Here is a 1,443-nt window from a genome sequence, read left to right as displayed (position 1 = left end):
GCGGCGCGGCGGCGTGCTCGCCGTCGCACCGCTCGGGCTGTGCTTCCTGCCCGCCTTCCTGCTGCTCGGAGTCGTGCCCGTCGTGCTTGGCTCTCTTCCCGGCCTGCTGCCGGCGTGAGGGGCCTGCCCAACCCGCGTGCCGATGACCTCCCGTACGCCCCCTCGCACGTCCCCTTCCCGCTCGGAGGTGCAACTGTGTTGCTGCCGTTCGACCGCCCGTCATCCGGTGGGCTGCCGTGCCGCCCGCGGACTCGATCCGCGCTGCGCCGCGCGCTGGCCCCCCAGTGGCACGGGCCTCGACACGACCAGGGCATGTCCACCGCTGAATACGCGGTGGGCACGTTGGCCGCGGTTGCCTTCGCCGGCGTCCTCTACGCGGTCGTGACGAGCTCCGCGACCCACTCGCTGATCTCCTCGGTCGTGCAGCGTGCGCTGTCCGTGTCGTTCTGAGGTGATCGAGCGGGCGCAGACCGCGGGGCCGAACCAGCGCCGCCAGGCGGACCGTGGCCAGGCAACCGCTGAGCTCGCGGTCGGACTGCCGTCGCTGTTCGCGGCCTTCTTCGTGGCGGCCTGGCTGCTCGGCGCCGTGTCCGGGCAGGCCCGCTGCGCGGATGCGGCGCGCGTCGGGGCCCGGCTGGCGGCCCGCGGTGAATCGGATCCGACGGTGACGCTCGCGGTGGCCAGAGCCGCGCCCCCGCAGGCGCGGATTCGGCTTCGACGCCAGGAGGGCCTGCTCGAGGTCGAGGTCTCGGCCCGCATCAGCAGGGCCGGCCTCGACAGCTTCGTCCCCGACCTGGTCGTGTCCGCCCGCGCCGTCGTTGCGGACGAGGCGGCCTTCGTCGAGCGGCCCCCGGCGGATGCCGCCACGCCACCTTTCGGAGGCATTCCCGCCGAGCCGCCCGACTGCCCCGCCGCGCCCTGCCGCGACTCAGGGCCCCCGTGACCAGGGCTGCGCGCGCGGGCGGGAGCGTCCCGCCTGGCGACGCGGCAGGCCTACGCGAGAGCGGCTCCGCCACCGTGTGGCTGCTTGCGATGATGTTCGCGCTGTTGTCCCTGGCCGGCGTCGCGTTCACCGTCACGGTGATCGGCGCTGTTCGGCAGCGGGCCGCCGGCGCCGCCGACCTGGCGGCACTCGCCGCGGCCGGCACACCCCCGGCGGACGAACACGCGGTGTGTGCGCTGGCCGCGCGAGTGAGCGCTGCCAACGGCGGGCAGCTGGTCGGCTGCCAGGTCGTCGACGACGCGGTCGAGGTGGCCGTCCGGGTCCGGCTGCCGACGGTGATCGGCGTGCGAGGCGAGGTGATCGGCCATGCCCGCGCTGGGCCGTGGGGCCGGGCGGGCGGCGCCTATCAACCGCAACCCGTTCAGGCGGCTGGTCCGGAACGCACGTCGGCGGGCCGCACGTCGGCGGGCCGCGCGTCCGCGCGGTCGTCAGCCTCGCCG

General features: G+C 75.6%; 3 protein-coding genes. All 3 read left to right on the top strand.

What is annotated here, in order from left to right; genetic code table 11:
• The first annotated feature begins 39 nt into the window (after positions 1-39).
• Positions 40-450, top strand: a complete 411-nt coding sequence (locus MXD58_RS30860; RefSeq protein WP_308302061.1) for a DUF4244 domain-containing protein — start codon at positions 40-42, stop codon at positions 448-450.
• A 1-nt stretch (position 451) separates the two neighbouring features.
• Positions 452-943 carry a TadE family type IV pilus minor pilin gene (locus MXD58_RS27515; protein ID WP_248838201.1) on the top strand — a complete coding sequence of 164 codons (492 nt, stop codon included), beginning with the start codon at positions 452-454 and terminating at the stop codon, positions 941-943.
• A partial coding sequence (locus MXD58_RS27510; RefSeq protein WP_250610966.1) for an Rv3654c family TadE-like protein occupies positions 940-1,443 on the top strand: 504 nt, incomplete at its 3' end. The genes MXD58_RS27515 and MXD58_RS27510, both read left to right, overlap by 4 nt.

The sequence above is a fragment of the Frankia sp. AgKG'84/4 genome (genome assembly GCF_023242965.2).
GTDB lineage: Bacteria > Actinomycetota > Actinomycetes > Frankiales > Frankiaceae > Frankia.
Note: the sequence above shows the minus strand (reverse complement) of the source record. Positions and strands in the feature narration are given on the sequence as shown.